The sequence below is a fragment of the Acinetobacter sp. YH12063 genome (assembly GCF_013419715.1).
Taxonomy (GTDB): Bacteria; Pseudomonadota; Gammaproteobacteria; order Pseudomonadales; family Moraxellaceae; genus Acinetobacter; species Acinetobacter amyesii.
The window spans coordinates 96620-120831 of record NZ_VOZO01000011.1 but is presented as its reverse complement, the minus strand read 5'-3'; the positions used below and the strand labels follow the sequence as shown (position 1 = coordinate 120831).

The 24212-nt window shown below is 40.3% G+C and carries 27 protein-coding genes; 5 read left to right on the top strand and 22 right to left on the bottom strand.

From position 1 onward, the window contains the following. Positions 1 to 265: 265 nt before the first annotated feature. Positions 266 to 730, top strand: coding sequence for a MarR family winged helix-turn-helix transcriptional regulator (locus tag FTU12_RS12845; RefSeq protein WP_180114526.1), 465 nt, complete (start codon positions 266 to 268; stop codon positions 728 to 730). A 21-nt stretch (positions 731 to 751) separates the two neighbouring features. Here the strand turns inward: FTU12_RS12845 and FTU12_RS12840 are convergent, their stop codons facing one another. Beyond that, positions 752 to 1411, bottom strand: a complete 660-nt coding sequence (locus tag FTU12_RS12840) for an SOS response-associated peptidase family protein (RefSeq protein ID WP_180040273.1) — start codon at positions 1409 to 1411, stop codon at positions 752 to 754. 262 nt (positions 1412 to 1673) lie between these two features. Here FTU12_RS12840 and FTU12_RS12835 point away from each other — a divergent pair, with 262 nt between their 5' ends. Together FTU12_RS12835 and FTU12_RS12830 are read left to right on the top strand one after the other, a co-directional pair. Continuing rightward, the gene (locus FTU12_RS12835; protein ID WP_180114525.1) at positions 1674 to 2072 is read left to right on the top strand and encodes a hypothetical protein; all 399 of its coding nucleotides are present in this window, start codon (positions 1674 to 1676) and stop codon (positions 2070 to 2072) included. 207 nt (positions 2073 to 2279) lie between these two features. Then, positions 2280 to 2435, top strand: coding sequence for a hypothetical protein (locus tag FTU12_RS12830; protein ID WP_180110641.1), 156 nt, complete (start codon positions 2280 to 2282; stop codon positions 2433 to 2435). A 76-nt stretch (positions 2436 to 2511) separates the two neighbouring features. Here the strand turns inward: FTU12_RS12830 and FTU12_RS12825 are convergent, their stop codons facing one another. The 5 genes from FTU12_RS12825 to FTU12_RS12805 all read right to left on the bottom strand — a co-directional run bounded on the left by FTU12_RS12825 (position 2512) and on the right by FTU12_RS12805 (position 9561). Continuing rightward, a complete protein-coding gene (locus FTU12_RS12825) occupies positions 2512 to 3954 on the bottom strand; it encodes an aldehyde dehydrogenase family protein (protein WP_180114524.1) in 1443 nt (480 codons plus the stop codon). A gap of 111 nt (positions 3955 to 4065) precedes the next feature. Further along, on the bottom strand, positions 4066 to 4542 hold the full coding sequence (locus FTU12_RS12820; RefSeq protein WP_180114523.1) for a hypothetical protein: 477 nt from the start codon (positions 4540 to 4542) through the stop codon (positions 4066 to 4068). 88 nt (positions 4543 to 4630) lie between these two features. Beyond that, entirely contained in the window at positions 4631 to 6793 is a 2163-nt protein-coding gene (locus FTU12_RS12815) for a malate synthase G (RefSeq protein WP_180010311.1), read from the bottom strand. 524 nt (positions 6794 to 7317) lie between these two features. After that, positions 7318 to 8469: a cell division protein ZapE gene (gene zapE / locus FTU12_RS12810; RefSeq protein ID WP_111885050.1), complete on the bottom strand. Its 1152-nt coding sequence runs from the start codon at positions 8467 to 8469 to the stop codon at positions 7318 to 7320. An 84-nt stretch (positions 8470 to 8553) separates the two neighbouring features. After that, complete coding sequence (locus FTU12_RS12805) at positions 8554 to 9561, bottom strand: AraC family transcriptional regulator (RefSeq protein ID WP_111885051.1); 1008 nt, start codon at positions 9559 to 9561, stop codon at positions 8554 to 8556. A gap of 181 nt (positions 9562 to 9742) precedes the next feature. On the opposite strand from FTU12_RS12805, the gene FTU12_RS12800 reads away from it, so the two are divergent. Together FTU12_RS12800 and FTU12_RS12795 are read left to right on the top strand one after the other, a co-directional pair. Next, a complete protein-coding gene (locus FTU12_RS12800) occupies positions 9743 to 11248 on the top strand; it encodes an NAD(P)/FAD-dependent oxidoreductase (RefSeq protein ID WP_180114530.1) in 1506 nt (501 codons plus the stop codon). A gap of 49 nt (positions 11249 to 11297) precedes the next feature. Further along, a complete protein-coding gene (locus tag FTU12_RS12795; protein ID WP_180114522.1) occupies positions 11298 to 12206 on the top strand; it encodes a lysine exporter LysO family protein in 909 nt (302 codons plus the stop codon). Between the two features lie 78 nt (positions 12207 to 12284). Here FTU12_RS12795 and pyrF read toward each other — a convergent pair whose 3' ends face one another. The 16 genes from pyrF to FTU12_RS12715 form a co-directional block, all read right to left on the bottom strand. Next, the gene (gene pyrF, locus FTU12_RS12790) at positions 12285 to 12965 is read right to left on the bottom strand and encodes an orotidine-5'-phosphate decarboxylase (RefSeq protein WP_180040242.1); all 681 of its coding nucleotides are present in this window, start codon (positions 12963 to 12965) and stop codon (positions 12285 to 12287) included. 240 nt (positions 12966 to 13205) lie between these two features. Further along, positions 13206 to 13571, bottom strand: coding sequence for a lipopolysaccharide assembly protein LapA domain-containing protein (locus FTU12_RS12785; protein WP_078188931.1), 366 nt, complete (start codon positions 13569 to 13571; stop codon positions 13206 to 13208). Positions 13572 to 13595: 24 nt separating this feature from the next. After that, positions 13596 to 13898, bottom strand: a complete 303-nt coding sequence (locus FTU12_RS12780; RefSeq protein ID WP_067767464.1) for an integration host factor subunit beta — start codon at positions 13896 to 13898, stop codon at positions 13596 to 13598. Between the two features lie 162 nt (positions 13899 to 14060). Continuing rightward, complete coding sequence (gene rpsA / locus FTU12_RS12775; RefSeq protein ID WP_168378903.1) at positions 14061 to 15740, bottom strand: 30S ribosomal protein S1; 1680 nt, start codon at positions 15738 to 15740, stop codon at positions 14061 to 14063. A gap of 107 nt (positions 15741 to 15847) precedes the next feature. After that, on the bottom strand, positions 15848 to 16531 hold the full coding sequence (gene cmk / locus FTU12_RS12770; RefSeq protein WP_168378902.1) for a (d)CMP kinase: 684 nt from the start codon (positions 16529 to 16531) through the stop codon (positions 15848 to 15850). 17 nt (positions 16532 to 16548) lie between these two features. Further along, on the bottom strand, positions 16549 to 16980 hold the full coding sequence (locus FTU12_RS12765; protein WP_078188937.1) for an SRPBCC family protein: 432 nt from the start codon (positions 16978 to 16980) through the stop codon (positions 16549 to 16551). 26 nt (positions 16981 to 17006) lie between these two features. Further along, positions 17007 to 17558: a tRNA adenosine(34) deaminase TadA gene (gene tadA / locus FTU12_RS12760; RefSeq protein WP_180007334.1), complete on the bottom strand. Its 552-nt coding sequence runs from the start codon at positions 17556 to 17558 to the stop codon at positions 17007 to 17009. Positions 17559 to 17565: 7 nt separating this feature from the next. Then, a complete protein-coding gene (locus FTU12_RS12755; RefSeq protein ID WP_078188941.1) occupies positions 17566 to 18687 on the bottom strand; it encodes an enoyl-CoA hydratase/isomerase family protein in 1122 nt (373 codons plus the stop codon). Continuing rightward, on the bottom strand, positions 18684 to 19397 hold the full coding sequence (ung, locus tag FTU12_RS12750; protein WP_078193660.1) for a uracil-DNA glycosylase: 714 nt from the start codon (positions 19395 to 19397) through the stop codon (positions 18684 to 18686). The genes FTU12_RS12755 and ung overlap by 4 nt, the downstream gene beginning before the upstream one ends. Positions 19398 to 19433: 36 nt before the next feature. Then, entirely contained in the window at positions 19434 to 20030 is a 597-nt protein-coding gene (locus FTU12_RS12745) for a 6-carboxytetrahydropterin synthase (protein WP_078193661.1), read from the bottom strand. A gap of 130 nt (positions 20031 to 20160) precedes the next feature. Continuing rightward, positions 20161 to 21108, bottom strand: coding sequence for a type II secretion system minor pseudopilin GspK (gspK, locus tag FTU12_RS12740; protein WP_180114521.1), 948 nt, complete (start codon positions 21106 to 21108; stop codon positions 20161 to 20163). Positions 21109 to 21144: 36 nt separating this feature from the next. Then, positions 21145 to 21774 carry a type II secretion system minor pseudopilin GspJ gene (gene gspJ, locus FTU12_RS12735; protein WP_180114520.1) on the bottom strand — a complete coding sequence of 210 codons (630 nt, stop codon included), beginning with the start codon at positions 21772 to 21774 and terminating at the stop codon, positions 21145 to 21147. Positions 21775 to 21820: 46 nt separating this feature from the next. Continuing rightward, positions 21821 to 22213 (bottom strand): type II secretion system minor pseudopilin GspI, encoded by a 393-nt coding sequence (gspI, locus tag FTU12_RS12730; RefSeq protein WP_078188947.1) that lies wholly within the window; start codon positions 22211 to 22213, stop codon positions 21821 to 21823. Then, a complete protein-coding gene (locus FTU12_RS12725; protein ID WP_180114519.1) occupies positions 22203 to 22760 on the bottom strand; it encodes a type II secretion system protein in 558 nt (185 codons plus the stop codon). Before FTU12_RS12725 ends, gspI begins: the two co-directional genes overlap by 11 nt. A 9-nt stretch (positions 22761 to 22769) precedes the next feature. Further along, positions 22770 to 23384, bottom strand: a complete 615-nt coding sequence (locus FTU12_RS12720; RefSeq protein WP_168378896.1) for a TetR/AcrR family transcriptional regulator — start codon at positions 23382 to 23384, stop codon at positions 22770 to 22772. A gap of 42 nt (positions 23385 to 23426) precedes the next feature. After that, positions 23427 to 24200: a TatD family hydrolase gene (locus FTU12_RS12715; RefSeq protein WP_168378895.1), complete on the bottom strand. Its 774-nt coding sequence runs from the start codon at positions 24198 to 24200 to the stop codon at positions 23427 to 23429. Positions 24201 to 24212 lie beyond the last annotated feature (12 nt).

Sequence of the window (24212 nt, the reverse complement as noted above, 5' to 3'; positions counted from 1 at the left end):
AACTGAGGATCAGAAAGCTTGTTTGAATCGATGTATTTCATCCGCAGATTATGCACGAATGCTAAGAAATCCGGAGTGCAAATATTAACCAAAAGAAGATCGTTTTTTGATTTATGAAAGAGATCTAATCTATTAAGATAATCTAAAAATGAGATATCTTCTACTTTCTATTTTTTTATTGTGAACTCTTGCTATTACCCTCTATTTTTCAATAGAATGTTAAAACATTAAATAAAATTAAAACAAATATTCAGGGGACTCCTTCATGACAAAAAAGTATTCAAAATTTTTACCATCCACCGATGACTTTAGTTTAGAAAATTTTCCTTTCTACTGGGTTACTCAGGTGCATTCACAATATGTTTTAAACGTCGACCATGCCTTAAAAAAGTATGGCGTAGATAATTCACGTCGTCGCATCCTGCTCGCACTCAAGTCTAAACCACATGCGAGCGTTTCGGATTTATCTGAAATGGTCGTGTCTAAAATGTCGACGACAACCAAGATCATTTATCGCTTAAAAGATGAAGGCTTAGTAGACACTTATTCTTGTGAAGATGATGCACGTATTACTCGCGTCGTGTTAACCGATAAAGGCACTGCTATGACGCAAAAGATTAACGATCTAACGAATGTCGTTCTAGAACAATCTTTTGAAGGCTTAACACCGCTACAAATTGAAAAAACCATGGAAAGTTTAAAGCACATTTTCAAAAACTTAGCGCGCTAAGCATTCTGCATCACCGAAGTATCAATCGAAAAAGTTCAGTTGGGGACTGATTTTTTCGATTTTTATTTTGGGTGCATGCTCACATTCAAATTCGTCAACAGGAAAACCCTGTACAAAACTTTGGATATTCGGTGATTTCCAACTCAGCCATTCCTCTAATCGTGCATGCGGAATCACAATCACTGAGCGTTTTACATTACCTGGCTCATGAAAGTGTTTCATCATCTCATGCTGAATAGCATCCATCGTAATCATGGTTGCAGAACGTACAATCTCATCACCTTGCCGACAAATGTCATATAAGGCAGCGATATAAAACGCTTCTCCATCTTTGCGTTTAACACTCCAACGCTGCGGTTTATTGTCGATATACATAGACTCATAAAATTCAGACACTGGAATTACGCCAAACTTACATTTTGAGATCGCATTGATAAAAGACGGCTTTTGATACAAAGTTTCATTTCGGGCATTATAGGTTTTTAGTGCAATAGATTTGTCTTCGGCCCATTTAGGCACCATGCCAAAACCCACTTTTCGCCACTCTAGCCCTTGCTCAGACTTAAAGAGCAGCGGTAAATCATAATTTGGATAGACTTCCTCAGGATATTCAAAACTGATTTCAGGCAAGTTTTGCGACTTTAATTGCGCTAAGGTAATCGGTTTGAAATTGGCACACATATTTGCCATAATCCGCAAAAATTCAATCTTTATAATAAATGAAAAATCTAGACCGAAGTCGCTTTATCGTTTTAATTCTCAGTTTAAGTCTATATCCAACTGCAAAGCAGCAAAAGTTTCTGTACATACCGTTTCATTTCTACCTTTTAGTCTCGACGCGCTCTATCTCAATGAATATCCATTTAAACAAAGCCTGATCAATGAAATCGAGATCCCTGCAGGCAAATACCGCATTCAATATAAGCATTTTCGCAATCAGCAAATGATCAGTACACATCATTGGGTCACGGTCAAAAATCTTCCCAACACCCAAGAGCAGCAGTTCTCATTAGTCATCCTGCCCTATGGTGAAATGATCAATGTCTCTGACTTTAAAATTACATCTCCAGAAATGTTTCCTGAAATCCGTTTTGCAAAACATGCTCAAAATAGTTATCGCTTGATGCAAAATCAGCAAAGACAAAGAGATCAGTTTGGCGTGATTCTTCCTGACGTAGATGAAGCCCACACGACAGAATTAGAAGATCAATTTGGCTGGTTTACGGTGAACTCAGATGAAGGGCGTGTCAGGACAGATTGTACAGGCACGTTTAAAATCAACCCTCAGGATGTGCTCCCCTATTTCACCACTGCAAATTCAGCTCTTCAGTTTAATGATTAACAAGGAAACCAAAAACATAACGCATACTTAGCGTTTAGTGATAACAATCCGCTTATTCCAATCGAAGATCGAACAATTCATGAGGCAACGGATTACAAAAATGGCTTGAAGTTTGATGTCTATATTCACCATATCCAAAAAATGAAAACCGAGAGTATTTCTTCTAATTATTCAATCTACAATTATAAGGTTCAGGTCAAGCTGTATATGACGGCTTTGCAACGTAAGCCCATGCTGTTGATGAATCAGCAAATGCACTATCAGGATAATTGTTCAAGCCAAGATCTTGGCGCTTTTCTGTATTACAAAACACGTTGGAGCCGTTTTTGGGACTATATTCTGCCGCATATTTCATGGAAATAAACTAAAAATGTCCTGCATAACAGAACCTGCAGTGAAGTCTATTGCACAAGATTAAATAGACTTCACTTTGCGTATTTTAAGCAGGGAAAGTTTGCCAATGGGTGCGGGTAAATTCCTCAAATATCCACTCACCATTAAAACGACCAAGGCCTGAATTACGTTCACCGCCAAAGGGTGCATTAGAATGATCCGCCACACTGATGCCATTGATATGCGTCATGCCTATATCGAGTTTGGCAGCAAACTCCCCGCCGCGCGCCAAGTTTGACGTACATACCGCACTCGATAAACCAAATCGGGTTGAATTCGCCAATTCTAGTGCATGTGCTTCATCTCGCGCTTTTAAAATCGGCAAGATTGGCCCAAAGCTTTCTTCCAATGCAATATCAGCGTGTGCATCCACATGGGTAAAAATATGCGGTGCAACCAATTGACCTTCAATACCGCCTGCATAGGCTAAAATTGCATCTTGCTGAATAGCATTTTGAATAATGGTTTTTAATTTATCAACCTGCGCCTTGTTGATGATAGGCCCTATGAGGGTTTCAGCAGCATTTGGATCACCGACCACAATACTTTTTACCCGCTGAATCAATTTTTCAACATAAGCATCGTGCAAGGATTCATCCACAATCACTCGATTGGTACTCATGCAGATTTGTCCTTGATGCAAAAAACGCCCCATCACGGTCAGTTCAACGGCTAAATCTAAATCGGCATCATCTAAAATCACCAAAGGCGCATTGCCGCCAAGTTCCAGCGCTAAACGCTTAATCCGTGAACTTGCCAAAGCTTTCACCCCCACCTGTTGACCCACTTCAGTTGAACCTGTAAATGAAATCATTTTAGGCACAGGATGCTCTACAAAATAGTCGCCAATTTCACTGCCGCTGCCTGTAACAACATTTAATACGCCATGCGGCAAACCCGCTTCTTCAAATAATTTCCCGAGTAACGTTCCACCTGTCACTGGCGTGTCACTTGCAGGCTTCAGCACCACACTATTGCCGCAAGCAATCGCAGTCACCACAGAACGCATCGACAAATGAAATGGAAAATTCCAAGGGCTAATCACCGCAATGACACCCAAGGGTTTGCGCAAGACAAAACTCTTTCGACTCGGATCTTTACTCTCCAACTGCGTGGTTTGCATTTTTTCAGGAAAACTCAGCGATTCTTGGATAATGCCGAGCGCCGCATCAACTTCAATATTGGCTTTTAAACGTGTACTCCCAGATTCATCTATCAGCCATTGAATAATTTCTTCTCTGCGCTGCTGAATGGTTTGAGCTAATTTGTTGATAACTTGCTGACGTACTTTAATAGACTTGGTCTTTTCTGATTTAAATGCTGCTTCTGCCGCACTATAAGCACTGTCTACATCGACACTGCTGGCTGCCTGCAATTCAAAAATCTGTGCTTGGCTAAAGGGATTGATATTCTTGATGTGACGCGTTGAAGTCCCTGCTCGCCATTGCCCACCAATATATTGCAAATCTAATGCGGTATAAGCTGACATCGTTTCCATCCTATTTTTATCATTCATCCCAATGTAAAGGCTTCAGCATTGAAAAGCTATGAGAAAAACAGGATAAAACTTTATAATTAATTTCTTTTACAACCTTATACTTTAAACAGGCTGATGAATCTGCCGCATCGCTTTATAGATTCGCCAATAAATATAACAGCTAATGATGACTTCAAAACTTAGATCTTTAACTGTGGTGAGTTGATCAAGCGCAGCCTCCTCCATGTTTAGGGTCAACATGGGTAACAGCCCTTCGACAACAACAGCGATCAAGATAAAGAGGACTAAACTCTGAATCGTTACGGGCAAATACAATGCAATAAAGCGCTTTAAAAAATCTCGGCCTTGCTCGCCGCCATTGGCTTTAAATATGGCATTCACCCAGCTAATCAGCAGACCAACTTGTAAAACAAACGAAGCCCAAGCTTCTGTAGGTTTGGATTCTGGGGTTAAGGTCAGTGCTAAGTAGCTAAAGAAAATCAATATTGAGCTGGCAATATAGTAGTTTTTATAATGGGTTTCAGAGACTTTATTCAGTCTTATATCATCCACCAACCGATTTACATTCCATAAATACATGGAGTTTCCTTTTCATTTTTTATGTCGACATTCTAACTTTCTCAAGCAATAAAAAAAGCCTCCGAAGAGGCTTTTTTTGATTTACAGATTAGTCACCTGTATAACCTTTTAATTTTAAACGGTAAGCATGAAGAAGCGGCTCTGTATAACCAGAAGGCTGCTCGCCACCTTTGAATACTAAATCATAAGCAGCTTTGTATGCATAACCATCAAAGCTTGGTGCCATTGGTGTGTAAAGTGGATCGTTGGCATTTTGCTCATCCACAACTTTCGCCATGCGCTTAAATACTTCTTCAACTTGTTCAGCAGTTACGATACCGTGACGTAACCAGTTTGCAACGTGTTGAGAAGAAATACGTAAAGTTGCACGGTCTTCCATCAAACCAACGTTGTTGATGTCTAGAACTTTTGAACAACCTACACCCAAATCAACCCAACGAACCACATAACCTAAGATACCTTGAAGGTTATTTTCGAGTTCTTTGGTTTTCTCTTCTTCAGACCAGTTTGTATCTGTCGCTAAAGGCGGTGTTAACAAGTCATCTAAAGATAGCGGTTGAGTATTCAACAACTCTTTTTGACGCTCAGAAACATTGCACTGATGATAGTGAATCGCGTGAATTACAGCGCCAGATGGAGACGGAACCCATGCACAGCTTGCGCCAGCTTCTGGATGCTCAATCTTAGTTTTGTACATATCAAGCAACATATCTGGTTTTGGCCACATGCCTTTACCGATTTGCGCTTTACCACGTAAGCCTGCTTGTAGACCGATCATCACGTTACGGTTTTCATACGCTGGGAACCAGATTTGAGACTTCACTTCGCCTTTACGAACGAATGGACCTGCTTCCATGAACGTATGAATTTCGTCACCCGTACGGTCCATGAAACCTGTATTAATAAAAATCGTGCGATCTTTCGCTTGCGCGATACAGTTTTTCAAGTTCACAGAGGTACGACGTTCTTCGTCCATGATACCGATTTTCAAAGTCTTCGCAGGCAAACCAAGCGCTTGTTCAGCACGCTCAAATAATTCAACTGCAAATGCAACTTCTTCTGGACCGTGCATTTTTGGCTTAACGATGTACATAGAACCTTTACGAGAGTTCTTGTTTTCGTTTTCGCCTTTAATGTCTGCAAACGTCAATAACGGTGTGATCAATGCATCCATAATACCTTCGTAGATTTCAGCACCATCTACAAGGATCGCAGGGTTTGTCATCAAATGACCCACGTTACGAAGTAACATCAATGAACGACCGTGAAGTGTAGTTTCACCACCGATCAAGTTTTTGTGCGTACGGTCTTTATTTAATGTACGAGTAACGGTTTTACCATTTTTCTCGATAGATTCAGAAAGCGTACCTTTCATTAAGCCTAACCAGTTACGGTAGCCTTCAACTTTCTCTTCAGCATCAACTGCTGCAATTGAGTCTTCCAAGTCTTGAATGGTCGTTACCGCAGCTTCAAGAACTAAGTCTTTCACGCCAGCAGCATCTGTTGAACCAATTGGGCTCGTCGCATCAACTTCAATGATTACATGTAAACCATTGTTTAAAAGTACGATTTCAGTTGGTGCAGCTTCGTCACCATTAAAACCAACAAACTGAGCTTCTTTCGCTAAAGTTGCAGTTGAGCCATCTTTTAGGCTTACAACTAACTTTTTGCCTTCTACCGCATATTTAGTTGCATCTGCATGCGAACCATTAGCTAGCGGGAAAGTCTCATTTAAGAAGTTTTTAGCAAATTCGATAACTTTTGCGCCACGAGCTGGGTTATAGCCCTTACCTTTTTCCGCGCCGTCTTCTTCAGAGATCACGTCAAAACCGTAAAGAGCATCGTAGAGTGAACCCCAACGTGCGTTCGCAGCGTTTAAGCAGTAACGTGCATTACGCACAGGCACTACTAATTGCGCACCAGCCAATAATGCGATTTCTTCGTCTACATTTTCTGTGCTGATTTGGAAATCTTCTACTTCTGGTAATAAGTAGCCAATTTCAGTAAGGAAAGCTTTGTAAGCTTCGAGTTCAAATTTGTTGTTGCGGTGCCATTCATCAATTTTCGCTTGAATGTCGTCACGCTTAGCCAATAGTGCTTTGTTCTTTGGGCTAAGATCGACAACGACTTGTTCAAAGTTTTTCCAGTAAGTTTCACTGTCTAAACCTGAACCCGGTAGTGCTTCATTTTCGATGAAATCGTAAAGTTCTTTAGCAATCGCTAACTTGCCTTTTTGAATACGTGCAGTCATTGTCTTTCCTGATATTGCTATTTTTTATAACAAGAGATTCTAGTATACCCATTTATACTTTGCTGAATAGTACTATCACATTCCTAAATAATGATCATTTTCTATGTAATGAAATACCCTCATCATTCAACATAATAAAGATCAGAAATACGACGTCATCATCAGCCTGAATACCTTTTTACAGTGTATAAAGTTTTTGAAATGTCGAAATTAGACTTAAGTGCAGAATTTTGTTCTAAAACTGAACAAATAGACCTAAGCGTCAAACAAACTCACTCGATTAAGCCATGAAATGCTGCCAATGTCGATGCTACAACTTCAACCAATCAGTTTAAATTTAACGCTTTTATCGATGAATTATTAAACAGCCATACTTCTTATTTAATGATGCTTTTATCTTCCGACCTCGCTTTTAAAGTCGATTGTTCGATCTATACTTTTTCTTATCTATGCATGTAATCTAAAACTAAAAATCAAAAAAAGAACGCCATCAAGACGTTCTTTTTTCATTCCAACAGAAACGCTTAATTTTCTGCTGTAGATTCTGGTGCATTGATTTGACGGTGAGAGGTATGTAGATAATCATCAGATTGCATTTCCAATAAGCGCGAACGTGTACGCTCAATTTCAAATGCCAATTTTTCACCTTGATATAATTCAATAATCGTATCTTCTGAAGTAAGCAACAACTTCACACCACGGTCATAAAACTCATCAACTAGATAGATAAAACGACGAGTCCCTTCAGACAAATAATCCGTCATGTGCGGCACATTACTCACCAAGACCGTATTATAAATATTGGCAATTTCAATAAAGTCCGCTGGGCTACGTGGTTTTAGGCAAAGTTCAGAATATTCACACCACAGTACATCTTCCGTATGACCAATGGTTTCCACAATACGCTGATTAATAATAATTGGCTCTTGTGAAACCGTTTGGGTTTGCGTTAATGCTGTAAAACGCTGTGCCATCCACAACTTATGTTCATGTGTTAAAGGCGACTTAAACAACTGCGCTTGTTTCAATACACGTAAACGATAGTCTACGCCTGAGTCTACATTTAAAATCACACAGTTCTTTTTCACCATTTCGATGGTTGGGATAAAACGGTCACGATGGATCCCGTTTTTATATAAACCATCTGGTGCGATGTTAGATGTTGCAACAAGGGTGATCCCACGCGTAAATAATTTTTGGAATAGATCACTCAAAATCATTGCATCCGTGACATTGGATACAAAGAATTCATCAAAGCAAATCACGACTGCTTCTTTATAAATTTGGTCGGCAACAAGGTCGAGTGGATTACGCTGACCTGAAAGCTTATTTAATTCACGGTGTACGTACTGCATAAAGTGATGGAAATGCATACGTGTTTTGCGTCGAAATGGCACAGAATCATAAAACTGATCCATCAGCCACGTTTTACCACGTCCTACACCGCCCCACATATACACCCCTTTCGGTGCAGTTTGACGACGGAAACGACGAAACGCTTTTTTAGAAGCCTTAAAACGTTGGATTAATTCTTGCCAAACTCGATCCAACTCATGCACCGCTTGCGCCTGTTCCTGATCTGGTAAAAACTGACCAGATGCTAAGGCTTGAGCATAACGCTCAGCCGGTGAAATCGGAGTAAATGCGGTGTTGTGTGGTGACTGAAAATCTGACATATCATTAAATACTTTTTTGGGCTAAATGAATTATAACGAAGAATAAACTCGAAGATATAACACTTTGGCAGTAAAGCGCATTGGCTATTTATTATATTGTCTCGGACTATGCCCAAACCAACGTTTAAACGCATGATTAAACGCCGCAGGTTCTGAATAGCCCAGCAATTCTGCAATCATTTCAATTGAATATTCATTATATTCAATCATACGGAGTGCTTTATCTTTAATAATATCTTCACGAATTTGCTTATAACTGGTATTTAACTGTTGCAGTTGATGACGCAAAGTTCTTTCAGGCAAGTTCAACGCTTGAGCAGTTGCTGCCATACTTGGCATCGCACCACTTTGTAATTCCAAATAATCTTGCACACGTTGAACCAATGATGGCGCATCTTCATCGGCGCTTAAACGTTCTAACTCCGCAATACATTTCGACTCATATAATCGAAAAGTAATAATATCTGCGGAAGGGATCCGAATATCTAAAACATCTTCATCGAACCAAAATGCCGCAAATGGCGCACCAAATCGAACTTGAGAGCCATAATAATCAGTAAACATTTTTAATTTTTCAGGATCTTTGGGTTCAGCAAATGGCAAATCAATTTGAACTTGCGGTGTAGATAGCCCCATCATTTTGTACAGATCACGGATGAATTTATACGTTCCAGAAATTTCCGACTGCGCCAATAATGCACCCAGTGGTGCATACACATCTTGCGGTTGATAACATAAGGCCACTTTATGCTGACTGATTTGCAAACTCAAACGCCCAGTTAGATGCGTCAACTGTTGAAAGCGAATTCCCTGATTTAAAGCTTGGCGTAAAGTATCACTGGTGACCAATAACATCAGCAACGGGCCATAACCCGCCAACGTATAATGCTGACCAATAAATAAACCTTGCTCAGGTTCTACATCTTTACCAATGACTTTCAGTACATCCCACTCCAAACTCGGATGAATCACCGAAGTAGGATCGAGTGCATCGACACGCAGCCCGATAGTTTGCAAACGTTGATCGACATCTACGCCTGCTTTACGCATTCCTTGTACTAAATACATCAGGCTTAGAATAGATCGTTTCATAAATCGTAAAATGACATTAAATTTCTTCTTTTTTACTACAAATTTGCAATTATGAACATTGCCGTTTCGATCAATTTTTCTGTCACCTCAATCATATTGTTCTGATCATGAACTCAAGTATGCTTAGCCTGTAATCTCGCTTGGAATTAAAAAAATGATGCAGGAAGCGCAAACAAAAACAATGCAAACCTCTAAAGCCAATTCGGAAATTCATACGCAAATCGCTATCATCGGCGGTGGTTTTGGTGGTATTGCTATGGCAATACGGCTTTTCCAACAAGGCAATCAAGATTTCCTGATTCTCGAAAAAGCCAATGATTTTGGTGGAACTTGGCGTGAGAACCGCTACCCTGGCGCTGCGTGTGATGTGCAATCACATATGTATTCGCTTTCTTTTGCACCCAAAACAGATTGGTCAAAACGTTATGCCGAAGCACCTGAAATATTTGACTATATCCAACAGGTCACCCGTGAATATAATTTAAAACAATTCTGTCGCTTTAACAGTGAAGTACTTTCAAGCCAATACAATGAATCAACCTGCGACTGGCATTTAGAACTCAAAGATGGCGTTAAAATTACCGCTCAATACGTGATTTTTGCATCTGGCCCGCTACATGTCCCGCAAATTCCACACATTCCGGGCATTGAAAAATTTAAAGGCAAAGTGTTTCATTCTTCTCAATGGGATCATCAATATCCATTAGAAGGTAAAAAAGTCGCATCTATTGGTACAGGCGGCAGTGCCATCCAATACATTCCTGAAATCGCACCACAAACAAAACAACTGTATGTTTTTCAACGTACCGCGGCTTGGGTCATTCCACGAGATGAACGCAATTATCATGGTTTAGAAAAATCATTATTTAAAAAATATGATTGGTTTCGAAAAATTCACCGCGCTCGCCTGTATTGGACCAACGAATCACGTGTCGTGCCAATTGTTAAACCAACTACCATGAAATATGCGCAAAAACTGGCAGAACTGTATATTAAGTATCAAGTGAAAGATGCTGAACTTGCCAAGAAACTAACGCCAAACTACATCATGGGTTGTAAACGCATTTTAATTTCTAATAAATACTTTCCAACCTTTAATCGACCTAATGTGGAATTGGTCAGTGATGCAATACAAGAAATCACTGAAAATGCCATTATTACCAAAGATGGAAAATCCCGTGAAATCGATTGTCTGATCTATGGTACAGGCTTTATTACCGATCCAAGAATTTATTTAAAATCATTTGAATGTATTGGTGAAAATGCTCAAGAACTCAAACAAGTTTGGCAAGCTGGCGCAGAAAGTTTTTATGGCATTTGCACCAAAGGCTTTCCAAATCTATTCCAATTATTAGGCCCCAATACTGTGCTTGCCCATAATTCAGTGGTATTTATGATTGAGGCACAAGTCGATTACATCTTACAAATGATGCAATTGGTTTCAAAATCTAATGTTCAAGCCATCGCTGTTAAAGATCAGGTGCAAGATCAATTTAACACTCATGTACAAGACATGCTTGATGGCACGGTATGGCAATCAGGCTGCGTAAGCTGGTATCAACAAAATGGCGGTAAAAATTTTGCACTGTGGCCAACTTATACATGGAAATATTGGCTGGCTACTCGAAAAATAAATCCAGCCGATTTTCGACTCCTCAGTAAAACAAAATCTAGTCATGCAGCTTAAGTAATAACAGTTCATAATAGGCAGGTATTCATTATCTGCCTATTTTTGTATGCAATCTTTCTGGTTGATTTTCCAGCTCTTGGCCTGTTTAGGGCTTGGTTTTATACTTGCACGTCGCCTACCCACTTGGCTTGAAAAAATCGCCTTTAAACTCCTGCCTTACTTTACTTATATTTTGTTATTTGCGATTGCGATCGAATTTTCTGAAACATTACACACCATTTCAGCACCTCTGCAAATCCTCTCTTCATCAGTACTTATTGCACTATTGACCTCAGTGGGTGCTTTTATTTGCTGCTATATTTTATTTAAGCTTTTAGGCTATAAACCCAGTCATGGCAAAGTGTCCATGCAGTTAGTAACAAGCTCACTCATCAATATTAGCTATGCTTTTATTGCATTGGGTTTAGGTTATGCTTTTGCTGAAATGGTAGCACATTTTAGTCTTCAGCCACATATTAGTACTTGGGATCTACTTTTAGTCTTCATGTTTCTGATTGGGCTTGATCTCGCCTACTCACCGCTCGATCGTTCTTGGTTAAATTGGAAAATTCTACTTGTTCCACTCGGTTGTATCGTCGGTTCACTTTTGGGCGCTTTTGCTGCTGCCTATCTATTGCCACAAATCAGCTTGAAAGATTTGATTATGCTGTCACAAGGCTATGGTTTCTATTCGATGACAGGTATCGTCGTAACTGAATTAAAAAATGCGCATCTAGGTAGTATTGCGTTGATGAATGATTTATTCAGAGAAATCTTTGCGATTGTGTTTATGTATATTATTGGCTGGCGTTACCCACGCTCTGCAATTTCATCTGCGGGCGCAACAGCCATGGACGTCACACTACCGATGGTCAAACAAGCTTGTGGTAATGATTTTATTCCACATGCTATGGTCAGCGGCTTTATCCTTTCTGTACTTGCACCTATATTGGTGAGTATATTGGCGGCTATCTAACCCCCTCACCTAAATCCTCTCCCAAAGGGAGAGGACTTTCTCTCTCCCTTTGGGAGAGAGTTAGAGAGAGGGTAAATATTAAAGTGTCGCCAAAATATCTTTTAAAGTTTGACGCATATTGTCCGATTTAGTAATTGGACGGCCAATCACCAAATGTGTAGAACCATCAAGCATAGCTTGTTTAGGTGTCACAATTCGTTTTTGATCATCAGCAGCAGAACCTGCAGGACGGATACCCGGTGTCACTAAAGCAAACTCTGCACCCAAAGTTTCACGCAGCATTTTCGCTTCTTGAGCTGAACACACCACACCATCTAAGCCACTTTCTTTCGTTAAAGTCGCAAGACGTTTCACGTGTTCAAATGGTTCAACATCCAAACCTAAATCAGCAAGATCTTCACGGCCCATCGAGGTTAATACCGTTACTGCAATCAGCTGAGTGTTATAGTTACCCGTCTTTAAACGCTCAACACAGGTTTCCATCATTTTACGACCACCTGAAGCATGAACATTCACCATCCACACACCCATATCCGCAGCTGCACAAACTGCTTGCGCTGTAGTGTTTGGAATATCGTGGAATTTTAGATCTAGAAATACTTCAAAACCTTTATCATGCAATGCCTTAACGACACTTGGACCCTCATGGGTAAATAACTCTTTACCAACCTTAACTCGACATAATGCAGGATCTAACTGCTCTGCAATTGTAAGTGCGTCATATTGGCTTTTAGCATCTAGTGCAACGATGATACTCAAGAGACTTACCCTTCATTTTGACAAAATTAGTGCATTATAGATGGATTCAACTTGATCAGAAAGTCATAAAACTCATGTTATTTGAAATGATTAATTTGAATTGAGTTATCTCATTATTTTATTTGAGATAAGCGTTTTATTTTTTCAGCCCATAAAAAAACACCCCGATGATCCACCGGAGTGTTAAATATAAAATTTAAATCTACTCATAAAAGTAGTTAATTTACTTCTAAAACCCAATTATAACGGGTTAGAAGGACGCTCATTCGCATCAATATCTAAAACTGTCTTTTCATGACGCGTATGTGCAGCCGCTTCAGCAGCAGCCAGTTGAGCAGTTTGAATTTGCTCTTTGCGTAGGCGGTCAATATCTTTACGTAGACGTTTAATTTCCCAGTTATTTTGAAATACTCGAAATACTTGCACTGCCAATAAAAGACCTAACACCAAACCTAAAGACAAGGTTAATAGCAATAAAAGCCCTAAACGCATTGCAGGCACTTGTGTAAATAACAAATCGACTGAAAGTTCAGTTCCGTTTTGCAGAACCAAAGCCAATGAGTATCCAAATAGAACCAGTAAAATTACGACCAATACGTAACGCATAAACACCCCTAACAATGTTTTGAATTAGTTTGCAGATTCGTTTACCGCATCACGTAAAGCTTTACCAGGTTTAAAGTGCGGTACAGCTTTTGCTGCAACTTCTACTGATTTACCTGTTTTTGGGTTACGACCCACACGTGGTTCACGGTGATGTAATGCAAAACTACCAAAACCACGGATTTCAATTCGGTTGTCTGTAGATAACGCTTCGATCATTTGATCGATCATTATCTTAACGGCCTCTTCCACTAAGGGTTCAGCTAAGTGTGGGTTTTTAAGAGAAATACGCTCTATTAAGTCAGACTTATTAAGTGCTTCAGTAGTCATCTGCGACCTCTTTAATTATCAAGCTACCTAGGATCAGTTTCCTGATAATAACCTGTTTAAATACAAAACGGTAGCGTAATAATCACTTACTACGCTACCGTTACAGTAATTGTGTAAAATATATTAATTAATTTACATTAATAATACAATTCAAACACTTACTTAGTGGTTCATTTGAGCTTTGATCAAATCACCAATAGTCTTAGGACCATTGTCTGAAGATGCTGTAGCTGTCTTGTTCAAGTTAGCTACTGCTTCTTTTTCTTCAGCTTCGTCTTTCGCTTTGATAGACAAGTTGATAGAACGTGATTTGCGGTCTACATTGATGATTTTAGCTTCAACTTCTTGACCAACTTCAAGGAACTTAGTTGCATCTTCAACGCGGTCGCGGTTGATTTCAGATGCTTTAAGAGTCGCTTCAACTTCGTCAGCTAACTTAACAGTAGCGCCTTTAGCGTCAACTGCAGTTACAGTACCTTTAACAAGCGCACCGCGTTCGTTAGCAGCTAAGAAATCGTTGAACGGATCGCTGTTCATTTGTTTGATGCCAAGGCTGATACGGTTGCCTTCAGCGTCTACTGAAAGGATAACCGCTTCAACTGTGTCACCTTTCTTGTAACGACGGATAGCTTCTTCGCCTTGTTCGTTCCAAGAAATGTCAGACAAGTGAACTAGACCATCGATACCGCCTGGTAAACCGATGAAGATACCGAAGTCAGTGATTGACTTGATCGTACCTGAAACTTTTTCACCTTTGTCGTGTTCTTTAGCAAACTCTTCCCATGGGTTAGCACGAGTTTGTTTGATACCAAGAGAAATACGACGACGCTCTTCATCAACTTCAAGAACCATAACGTCAACTTCGTCACCGATCTGAACAACTTTAGATGGGTGGATGTTTTTGTTAGTGTGGTCCATTTCTGAAACGTGTACTAAACCTTCAACGCCTTCAGCGATTTCAGCGAAGCAACCATAGTCAGTTAAGTTAGTTACACGAGCTTTAACGATAGAACCTTTAGGGTAACGGTTCATGATCGCTAACCATGGATCTTCGCCTAATTGTTTAAGGCCTAAAGATACGCGGTTACGTTCGCGGTCGAATTTAAGTACTTTAACAGTAACTTCTTGACCAACTTCAACAACTTCTGAAGGGTGCTTGATACGTTTCCAAGCCATGTCAGTGATGTGAAGAAGACCATCAATACCGCCAAGGTCAACGAACGCGCCGTAGTCAGTAAGATTTTTAATAGTACCAGTAACTGTTTGACCTTCTTCAAGCTGAGCAAGAAGAGCTTCACGGTCAGCTGAAGATTCAGCTTCCATAACAGCACGACGAGATACAACAACGTTGTTACGTTTAGCATCTAGTTTGATTACTTTAAATTCTAACTCTTTACCTTCTAAGTGAGTAGTATCACGAATAGGACGAGTATCAACTAAAGAACCTGGAAGGAACGCACGAACTGGACCGATGTCAACAGTGAAACCGCCTTTAACCTTACCAGAGATAACACCAGTAACGATTTCGCCGTCTTCAAAGATTTTTTCAAGTTTAGTCCAAGTTTCAGCACGTTTAGCTTTTTCACGTGATAAAACTGTTTGACCCATACCGTTGTCAAGAGCTTCAACAACTACGTCAACAGTGTCGCCAACTTGAACTTCAAGTTCACGTTGTTCATTTAAGAATTCAGCGCGGTCAACAATACCTTCTGATTTAAGGCCAGTGTCAACTGTTACCCAGTCAGAGTCGATATTTACTACAACGCCTTGGATGACAGCACCCTTTTCAACGTTGAGGTTTAATTCGCTTTCTTCAAAGAGGGCTGCAAAAGATTCGGTCATGATATACCTAGTAAAGTCAGCGGTCTTGGATCAGACAAGGCCGGTTTAATTAAGCGTCTACATAGTCCGTATAAGACTGATCAAGCTATGCTTCTGCTGAAAATTCTTTAGTTTGCTAATTGCTGATCGATGTAATTCGTCATCAGCGTGAATACTTCATCAATACTCAAAGTTGAACTATCAATGAAATAAGCATCTGGCGCAGGCTTGAGTGGAGCGACTGTGCGTTCCATATCTCGCTTATCACGCGCTTCGATATTTGCTAAAATGTCGTTTATTTTAACATCCACGCCCATAGCCTGCAACTGATTTACACGGCGCTCTGCACGGGACTGAGCAGAAGCCGTTAAATAAATCTTGGCTTGAGCATTGGGAAAAATCGTAGTTGCCATGTCACGGCCATCTGCAACCAAACCAGGTGCTTGGGCAAAGGCATGCTGACGTTCTAAAAGCGCAGTTCTAAGTGCAGGAATTGCAGCAACTTTTGAGGCAAACTCTCCGACTCTCTCAGTACGGATAACTTTTGAGACATCTTCACCATCTAAAAGCACCGAAACACCTGCTTCATTTGTCACAAATTGTATGTCTAAATTTGTTGCAATTTTTACGCATTCATCGAGCTTTGAGTCTAATGCATCAATTAAGTCTTGCTTATGCAATGACAATCCCAACAGACGATATAACGCACCTGAGTCGAGTAAGTGGAACTGATAATGTGCCGCAATTTTTGCTGCCAATGTTCCTTTACCTGAGCCACTTGGGCCATCAATTGTAATGATTTGAACTGTCATTGCTCTTCCATTTTTGTTTATACGGTTTTTGCAAGTTTTGAAAAACCAATTTTAATCGCTGACTTCAGTTGCGCAAGGATTAATTGACTAACGAATGGCGCACGCGCCTGTAATTCAATCGTATAAGTGACTAAAGTACGCGCAGCATCGATCGCTTCGAATTGAATCACACCCAAATGATGTTTCACCAATGGGTTTTTAATAATCTTATATTCAATGCGTTGGTTTGGCTCAAGTAAGGTAATTTGCTCTTGTAACGGCTTCACTGGCCCAAAGCCCATTCGGCGCACTGAACCCACACCATCAGGACGCTCAGGATCTGCTGAATCTTTGACACGCACCACTTGAATCGGTGCAAAAGCCACGTTATAGGTCGAATGTTTTGAAAGTAAGTCAAAAACCTGCTCGACTGGTGCATTAAATTCTTTTTTTACTTGGATCGATTTCATGGTGTACCCTATTTTATTTGACAATATTAATTGTCAGTAGAGTTTACTTGATTTTTTAAATGAAGTTCAGTCAAAGTGGCTTTTTCCTGTAACTTCATCAGTCGTTTTTGTTCACGACGCATTTTAAAAAAATCACTTAATTGTTGGGAGCATTGCGCTTGCAGGCAACCATGCTCAAACTCAAAGATATGGTTATAGTAGCCTGAATTTAACAATTGACGCGAACTCACTAAAGAACCTGCTTTAGGCTCAGTCGTCGCAAATACCACTCGTTTTATTCTTGAATGTACCAAAGCGCCCACACACATTGTGCATGGTTCCAAAGTTACATATAAGGTTGCATCGTCAGGTAAACGGTAATTATCGATATTTAAACAAGCTTGACGCAAAGCTTGTACTTCCGCATGGGCAGTGGGATCTTTCAGAGAAATCGGCGCATTAAACCCTGCACCTATGACTTGATTTTGACTCACAATGACTGCGCCTACAGGAATTTCTTGCAATTCGGCAGCTTGTGCAGCCTGCTCAAAAGCAAGCTGCATCCAATGTTCATCACTATATAAGTTTGGTTCAGACATCAATTAATTAAATTACACCATACTGTCTTAACAGCGCATTCCAACTGTCAATATTGGTTACAGGAGGCTCATCAGCCAGAATTCCTTTGAGGGAAAGATCTGTACCTTTTTTCCATTCTGGAGATAAGTCTTTATCGACTAGACGGGCGCGCACACCTTCCACAAAGTCTGCATGACGAATTTTCCAATCCGAAATTTGGGTTTCCAGTTCAAACACTTCATTCCAAGAATGCACTTGCTTGCCCCACTGCCACAATAACCATGTTAATGCTGCTGTTGCAGGTGAACCTTTTTGTAGATTTTCACTGGCTTGACGTAACCAATCACTACGCGCATCACTTAAACCTATAATTGATTCATAGTCATGTTCAAAATTATGCCCACGGCACACACTTTGAATCACATCTAACGAGTTTTGTAATGGCCCCGGCCCCACAGGACGATGCATACTATTTAAAGTGTCATCAATGGCACGAAAATCGCCTGCTGGATAATGATCCCAATCAATATTGATGACAGTTTCAAGTACGTTATCACGCTGTGCATCACAAATATGCGTTGCCCAGCCGATACCATAAGCACCGGCTGCAGTCATAATCGAGCCTGTAAGTCCCGTAAATAAACCAATGGCGCCACGATCAGCCAAGAAACGTGTCGCACCGACATCTGGATACAAACCGATATTAATTTCAGGCATTGCTAAACGTGAATAAGGTGTCACCAAACGGAAAGGTGCAGCCATAAACAGACCTAAACCACCACCCATGACATAACCTTCACCCCAAACCAAAATCGGCTTTGCATAATTATGCAGCAGCAAATCTAGGGCATATTCTTGTTCAAAAAATTTATTCGCCGTTTCAACTTCATCATTGACCACCAATTGTCGCAATTTGCGTACATCGCCACCTGCACAAAATGCTTTCGGCGTAGTGGAATCTAACCAAATCGCTTTTACAGCATCATCGTGTTGAAAGTCCTGAAAGACTTCAAGCAACGCTGTACAGATTGATTCATCTAATGCATGAAGCGATTTTGGGCGATTCAAGCGAACAATGCGCCAGCCCTTTTTCGCTTCTTCAACAATCAGATCTGGGTGATAATTTTTTGAAACGGGAGAATAAGTCATGCGTCCAGCTGCCAGTCTATTGGCTCAATGCCATTTTGTTTAAGATAATTATTACTTTTTGAAAACACCTTACAACCAAAAAAACCACCGCGGTTTGCAGCCAAAGGTGATGGATGCGCGGCTTTTAGCACCAAGTGCTTATTTTGGTCAATGCGTTGTCCCTTACGCTGTGCATATGCCCCCCATAAAATAAAGACAATATGCTCACGTTGCTCATTTAAAACATCAATCACATGGTCTGTAAAATCTTCCCAGCCACGTTTTTGATGTGAAGTTGGTTGCCCAGCCTCAACAGTCAGTACCGCATTTAAAAGCAAAACACCTTGTTCTGCCCAGCGTGTTAAGTCCCCATGTTTTGACACAGGCACCCCAAGGTCGGTATTTAACTCATGGAAAATATTACGTAAAGAAGGTGGTAATGCAACCCCCTTTTGTACTGAAAAACTCAAGCCATGTGCCTGATTTGGCCCATGATACGGGTCTTGACCTAAAATCACCACCTTTACATTCGCCATAGGCGTCGTGTTTAGGGCATTAAAGATCAGCGGATTCGGTGGATAAATCACTTTATCCTGTTTGATTTGTTGTAGCAGAAAGTCTTTTAACTCATCCATGCGGGGGCTAAGCAAAAACTCACTTAGGGCATATTTCCAGCTAGGCTCAAGCTGCACTTTAGCGAGTTTTGCTTGTTGCTCTTCTGTTAAAGACATCACTGTTAACCAATCCTAATAAAACCAAATATTTACTTAAATTCTAACTTGTAAATCAACTGCAGGGTTTAAAAATTTTTGACCCTGTTTTAATTTTTCATACATTTGAGTATCGTTCCATTCCGACTGAACCTGTTCGGAGAAGACGATTTGATCTAACTGCAACAACCCCATTTGTGCGTTGTCGATATCTTCTAAGAAGCTTTGCGCATAGCCTGTGTCTGTCTCATGCACGATCACAGAATACACCTCAACATCACCCTCACCATTTTGAGTTTCTGTTGATTTTAGAACTTGTTGTGCTAAATAAAAGAAGATTCGTGAAAACTGTTCTGCTGAGGGCGATACGGGTAGTTCAACCCAACGTGCACTGAACTGTTTGCAGGCACGAATGTACTCAGCATCATCGTGTTGCCAAAAACAAATTGCGTGATCAAAACTGTCAAATAAGTCTTTAATTACCCCTTTGAGCAAACCGAAATCGTAAACCATTTGCCCATGGTCAAGTTTCGACGCTTTGAGTAATAGTTCGACTTTATAACTGTGTCCATGAATGGAACGTTTGCAACGGTCTGACGTGCAATTACGCACGATATGCGCGTTTTCAAACTTAAATAACTTACGAATTAACATGTGTCGTAATGCAATCAAATAATCTATGGGTTCTTAGAGATTATAATGCAAAAGTCTAACAAGAGGCATTAATTTTGCTATTCAGCACAATTGGGAAAAGGCATCATGAAAATTTAGCGACCTTTAAGACCTAAAATGGTGCCATACTGCGAAAAGCCACATATACATCTTTATCTTTTCGCACTAACTCACTGGTAAATTGACGCTTTCTTTCATTTAAAATAATTTCAATTTGCGCTTTAAAATAGTTCGACTGCACACCCAATTGTGAATTTAAAACTTCCCTATTTTCTGTGCTCACCTGTGCAAATGGCTCCATTGCCCATAAATCATTGATATTTTCGAAATGTTCAAATTTGGCAGCTTTTTGTTGCAAAGCTTGCTCAACTGCATTGACATCTAAACGATCATCCATAGTCGCTAACAAAAATGCAGGAGCGGTATTAATGTTTACCGTTGTTTCATGCGAGGGCAAGCTACTCACATAGGGCGCAATCAGTTTATATTGAGCACCTTCAAAACCACGGACTGATTTCAGTTCTTCCACACTATGAAATTTTGCATTTGGCGGTAGTGCAGCATTATTTAAACCACGATAGTACGCCAGCTCTGCTCCCATCGGGCCAGAGGTCTCATCATCTTCATCTTGCCAATCAATCACGGCTTGACTTAATTCTGCGGGTAAACCAACACGCTGCAATATTTTTTCAAACCATAACTTTGCTTTGTCATTTACCACACCCTCTTCTGAAACCAAGCTATTGAGGTTAAATTTTCCAGATTCGTCTTGGAGCACACCTGCAACAGTTCCACCTTCCACTGGAAAGGCTGGCATAGGCTGAGCCCAATTTTCTTGGAGGTGATCCACCTGCCCTGCATTTTCGGCATCATTTACCAAAAGTTCAGCAAAAAATGCTTCGGCACTTTTCGCATATAACAACGACTGATTTTGGCGCATCACGTAGGCGGTGTTTTCAGAAGTATTGGCTTGTTGTTTTGCGATGGCTGCTGCAACAATAGTAGCCAAAGCTACCATCATCAGGATAGTTAACAAGGCGATGCCGCGTTGCTGTTTCATAAGCAACTCCAAACTTCAAATAACCCTACCTGACCGTTAACCATTTTTATTTTTATCCAATAAAAAATCAGTATTTAACAAACTGAATAACCATTCGTAGTTTGTCCCATCAACTGTGAGCTGCATCCTGATACCCCGCGGTAACAGTTGTATGGTTTTTTCATTATTCAAATCAGCGGCAGCATCTGGCCAATTCTCTAACTCATTTGGATTGAGTACCGTGATTTTAAATTGTTCAACATTATCCAGTAATACACTCGAATCTGGTTGATCATGCCCCGTTTGGTTGAGATTTTTAAATTTTAGCCGATACAATTTTTTTTCATCAGTTTTGTATTGATATTCCACTCGCTCATCAGGTGCAATGCCCTGATTTAATGGGTCAGTGACACCAGTCTTACTGAAATTAAATCGGCCATTTTGCAACACCAACGCTGGTTGAATATCTCCATTAATATTGGCAGTTAAAGGCACAGCTTGTACCGTGTCTCTGAGTATTTGCTGATGGGCATCTTGCAACTGACTCAGCCTTGCCTCATGGGTTGCGTTTCGTTCCTTCACTTTCGAGACATAATCAAAAACCTTCCAGCCCAAAGCAGACAGCACTGCGAAAATAGCAATCGCAACCAAAAGCTCAACTAAGGTAAATCCTGCTTGACTCTTCATTCCTTGCTGCACAAGCACAGGCATATCTTGAGATGTACTATTTTTTCTAGTTATTATTTTCATCCAACGGAGCCTTATAGTTAAAGAACACCAAACTGCTAATCCCTGCTTCTACATCCCCAGTTTCAGCATTCATCAAACTCACTTGGATATCAATCCGTTGTACATTTGGACTAATGGTGGCTTGAGCTTTTTTGTCAATTTGCCATTGTTCGCCTTGTTCAGTGACTTGTTTTGATGCAGTACCCGTCATCCATTCACGATTGATTTCCATCTTAGCGATTTCATTCAGCGCAACGAATTGTGCTTTATTTCTTAAAATTGCGTGTGCTGTCGACTGTGTATATTGCATCGCAACATTAGACAAAGCCATTGCCGCAGTCGCAAAAATCGCCAATGCCACCATGACTTCAAGTAGCGTAAATCCTTTAGCCCGCATTGACTTTCCCTAAATGATCGAGTTCGATTTCATTACCAATGGGACGTTCTTCAAAATAAAACTGTATACGCACAGGCTTTACCTCACCATTACCCAACCAAATCAACTTGGGTGCATTGGTATTTAACAAATCATCATTATTAGCATTTTCATACTGTTGATCTAAAGGCTGAATCGTAAAAGAGACATTTTCAGGTAATACTCGGGTTTCAAAATCTTTATAGTTTTGCCATTTATTGTTCTGATTTAAAATACTATTTTCTACACGTTTTTGTTCTGGTAAATATTCTTGTACCGCATAGCTTTGCGTGTTGACATCTGTTCCAGCTTTTTGCTGTAAGGCCAATATCAAAGCTTGATCATTTGCATCACGTAATATTCGTTTCAGATCCATTACAAACACTTCACGTGCCTGCATGGCTTTGCGTTGATCTGTTCCACCGATATTTAAAAGCACCAATGAGGCCATAATGCCCATAATCACAATCACCACCATCAATTCTACGAGGGTGAATCCACGAACCGATGATGGTGATGCACTTTTCATAAGCAGCCTTTAAGCGAATTGAGCAACCGCATGCACTTGTTTTGGTAAGGCCAAGGCTTGATCAATATAAGCAACCCGCAAGGTGTCTCTTGAACCCAAATAACGCTGATAAAAACTAGAGTTCAAAATTGCTGCAGCACCATGTGTAAGTGACCAAATCGAAGCAAGATAATCACGTACTGGCATGCTACTTTGAATCGACTCCAAATAACGCTCAGTCATACGAATGATCAATCGTAGGCGTTGTTTGCGCACTTGATATAGTTCACTAAACAAGTGCTGAATACCCACACCCGTTGTCGATAAACGCTCTTCAATTTGGTGAAACAACACTGTACGTTCTGGGTGATGTAAATGATGCAACATAAAGAAAGCAAGGTGTTCAGGAAAAGCTTTATCGGTGTCTTTAATCATTTCCAATAACATGCGTTCATTACGAATAATGAGTAACATATATAGTTCATCTTTACTTTGGAAGTGTTTATATAACGTCCCTTTTGCCAAGTCGAGTTCTGCCGCTAGCGCATCTAGTGTCATCCCTGCTTCGCCATTTTCCAATAGCAGCTGCTCTGCCACTTGAAAAATTAATGCTTCTCTTGCTCTAAACTGAGCTTGACGATCCATCTTCACCCTATACTCTCTTACTCTTATATCAATTCAAATTATTTACTTAAGATTGAGGAGATTTTCAAAGTTTTGCATTGTAATGAAAGCCATCTCTTCAATTGACTTATCATATACATCACTTAAGGCTTTGGCTACATAGGGAACGTATTTTGGTTCATTAGACTTTCCTCTATAAGGCATCGGTGCAAGGTATGGGCTATCTGTTTCAATCAGCACGCGATCCAATGGCACTTGCTTGGCCACATCACGCAAATCTTGCGCATTTTTAAAAGAAACAATGCCTGAAAATGACACGTAATAACCACAATCTAAGACAGCTTTTGCCGTTTCCCAATCTTCAGTAAAACAATGCAAAATACCGTGAGTGGATTTCTCTGCACGGATAATATCCACCGTATCATGCTTTGCAGAACGGGTATGAACAACCACTGGTTTTTTTACAGCTTGTGATGCGTGAATATGGCGGGCAAAGCATTCTTTTTGCTCTGCAATAAAGTCTGTACTATGAAAATAGTCCAGCCCTGTTTCACCAATCGCCCAAACCTTTTCAGGTTGTGCTAATTCAATGAGATATTCTTCTGTTGCCCGAGCCATCGTTGCAGGATCTTCACATGGGTGAACCCCAACGGAATAACCCACATCAGCATGACGTGATGCAATTTTTGAAAGTTCGATATGGTCATCTAGATCAACCGAGATACTCATAAATTTTGAGACCCCGGCTTGACGAGCCTGATCCAATGCAAGATCTAAATTACCCTCATAAGGGCTTAAGTCAAGCATGGTTAAATGGCAATGGGTATCTACAAACACAATATGTACCTA